The following is a 2,839-nucleotide window of genomic DNA, read 5'->3' on the forward strand; positions in this document are numbered from 1 at the left end:
GCAGTATCCCAACTATGCTACCTCGGATTCAATACTGCAAACGGAATGATCATCTCTTCTAGAGAAACTCCGCCGTGTTGATAGGTGTTTCTGTAATAGCTTACATAATGATTGTAATTGTTCGGGTAAGCAAAGAAGAGATCTCCTTTAGCAAATATGAATGAAGAACTCATGTTTATTGCCGGCAGGTGAATGTTCTTGGGGTCTTTGGCCGCCAAAACATCCTTGTCTTCATAGGTAAGACTGCGCCCGGTTTTATAACGCAAGTTTAAACTGGTGTTTTTATCTCCGATCACTTTAGAAGGGTTCTTCACATTGATGGTGCCGTGATCTGTGGTAATGATCAGCTTAAAGCCCATTTGAGCGGCTTGTTGAATGATCTCCAAAAGCGGGCTGTTCTTAAACCAGCTCTGGGTTAGCGAGCGATAGGATTTGTCATTAGAAGCCAACTCCTTGATCACTTCCATCTCTGTTTTGGAGTGGGATAGCATGTCTACAAAGTTGTAAACTACAACGGTCAAGTCGTTGTTTTTTTGCGATTTGAAGTTGTCCACCAAGCGTCTGCCTTGTTTCAAACTTGAGATCTTGTGGTATTCCCACTTGATGTCCATTCCCAAACGCTTTAGTTGAGCTCTTAGAAAGTCGTGCTCGTGCATGTTTTTACCACCCTCATCGGTATCATTGAGCCACCAATCCTTGTGCAGACGTTCCATCTCGCTAGGCATGAGCCCTGAAAAAATGGCGTTTCGCGCATATTGAGTAGCTGTGGGAAGTATGCTGTAAAAAGCCTTTTCCTTTTCCTTCTTATAAGCATTGGAGACAATGGGTTCAAAAGCTTTCCATTGATCGTAGCGCAAATTGTCTACAACCACCAAAAGGGTAGGGCTGTCGCTCAATTCTGGCTGAATCCAATCCTTAAATAAAGTATGTGACATTACGGGAGCCTCCTCTTGATCGTGAAACCAATCTGGGTAGTTCTTATCAATAAACTTACAGAACTGTGTATTGGCTTCAATTTTCTGAGATTCTAGGATCTCAAACATCCCGGTGTCCTCAATATCTTCCAACTGTAATTCCCAATAGATCAACCTTTGATACAACTCGGCCCATTCTTCATGGGAGTTCACCATAGACATATCCATGGCGATCTTTCGGAATTCCTGCTGATAGTCTGAAGTCGTCTTTTCAGAAACCAATCTACTGTGATCCAAGTTCTTTTTTAAGCTCAACAGGATCTGATTGGGGTTTACCGGTTTTATCAGATAATCCGCAATCTTAGCACCAATAGCCTCTTCCATAATATACTCTTCCTCACTTTTGGTGATCATCACCACCGGTAAGTTGGCTTGCTTTTCCTTAATCTCAGAGAGTGTTTCCAAGCCCGTTAATCCTGGCATGTTCTCATCCAAGAAGACAATGTCAAACTGCTGTTGTTCGATCTCTTCTAAGGCTTCTGTACCACTTTGTGCAGTAGTTACTACATAGTTTTTTTGTTCCAGGAATAGGATATGAGGTTTGAGTAGATCGATCTCATCATCGACCCACAGTACTTTTATGTCTGTCATATATGTATCTTTGTGCTTGAGGCTTAAATAATAGGTTTGAAAAACCGTAAGAAACTTACTCTCTTTAACGATCCAATTTACGGATTTATTACCATCCCAAATGCTTTGGTGTTCGATCTGATCGAGCATACGTACTTCCAGCGTTTGCGCCGCATTACCCAAATGGGAATGTCCTATTTAGTATTTCCAGGTGCGCATCACACGCGCTTTCATCACGCTTTGGGCTGTATGCATTTAATGCAGAAAGCCGTTCAAGTACTTCGTTATAAAGGAATTGTAATTAGTTCAGAGGAAGAGGAAGCACTTTATGTTGCTATTTTGTTGCACGATATTGGACACGGACCTTTCTCTCATGCGCTAGAGCACAGTTTGGTGACAGGAGTGGATCACGAGCAGATTTCATTGCAATTCATGGAAGCGCTCAATAAAAACTTTAACGAGAGATTAACGTTGGCCATCTCAATATTCAACGGCAGTTATCCCAGAAAGTTCTTACACCAATTGGTCTCTGGACAATTGGATATGGATCGTTTGGACTACTTAAAACGCGATAGCTTTTACACAGGCGCCTCAGAAGGGAATATCAACAGTGAACGCTTGATCAGTATGCTCAATGTGGCCAATGATGAATTGGTCGTAGAATCCAAGGCCATTTATAGTGTAGAGAAGTTCTTGGTCGCAAGACGCCTCATGTATTGGTCCGTTTATCTGCACAAAACAGGCTTGGCTGCAGAGCAGGTCTTGATCCGTGTTTTGCAGCGGGCTAAGGAACTTATTTCACAAGGTGATCAATTGCAAGCCAGTGAACCTTTAATGTTCTTTTTAAAGCGCGATTCTGATGTGTTTGAGCAGGAGGCCCTTGCACATTTTGCGCGTATGGATGATCACGATATCATTCAGGCATTAAAAGGATGGTGCGATCACAAAGACCCAGTACTCTCCAAGCTTTCCAATATGATCTTAGATCGGGATCTGCCTAAAGTCAAACTGAAAAATAAAAAACCCAAAAAGGCTGATGTAGACAAAAAGCGGAAAGCCCTGGCAGAAGCTTGGGGGATTGCCATAGAGGATACCCATTATTTCATCTTTGACGGTAAGGTGACTAACCGTGCTTATCGTAGTGATAGTGAGAATATTAATCTGCTGAGCAAGAATGGAAAGCTCATTGATGTTGCCAAGGCGAGTGACCAGCTCAATCTTAAGGCTTTGACTCAAGAAGTGACCAAACACTATCTGTGTTATCCCAAGGCCAAACATTATTAATTTTTTCTATT

At 42.2% G+C, this 2,839-nt stretch carries 2 protein-coding genes; one reads left to right on the plus strand and one right to left on the minus strand.

From position 1 onward, the window contains the following. Positions 1-17: 17 nt before the first annotated feature. The gene (locus HRT75_RS14445) at positions 18-1,565 is read right to left on the minus strand and encodes a response regulator (RefSeq protein ID WP_291188227.1); all 1,548 of its coding nucleotides are present in this window, start codon (positions 1,563-1,565) and stop codon (positions 18-20) included. Positions 1,566-1,601: 36 nt separating this feature from the next. Here HRT75_RS14445 and HRT75_RS14450 point away from each other — a divergent pair, with 36 nt between their 5' ends. After that, a complete protein-coding gene (locus HRT75_RS14450) occupies positions 1,602-2,828 on the plus strand; it encodes an HD domain-containing protein (protein WP_291188230.1) in 1,227 nt (408 codons plus the stop codon). Positions 2,829-2,839: the final 11 nt, after the last annotated feature.

Origin of the sequence: Gilvibacter sp. (assembly GCF_013214815.1) — a bacterium.
Lineage (GTDB): Bacteria > Bacteroidota > Bacteroidia > Flavobacteriales > Flavobacteriaceae > Gilvibacter.

Excerpts from the sequence above, each read along its gene's own strand:
- HRT75_RS14445 (WP_291188227.1), bottom strand. The coding sequence starts at position 1,565 with ATGACAGACATAAAAGTACTGTGGGTCGATGATGAGATCGATCTACTC.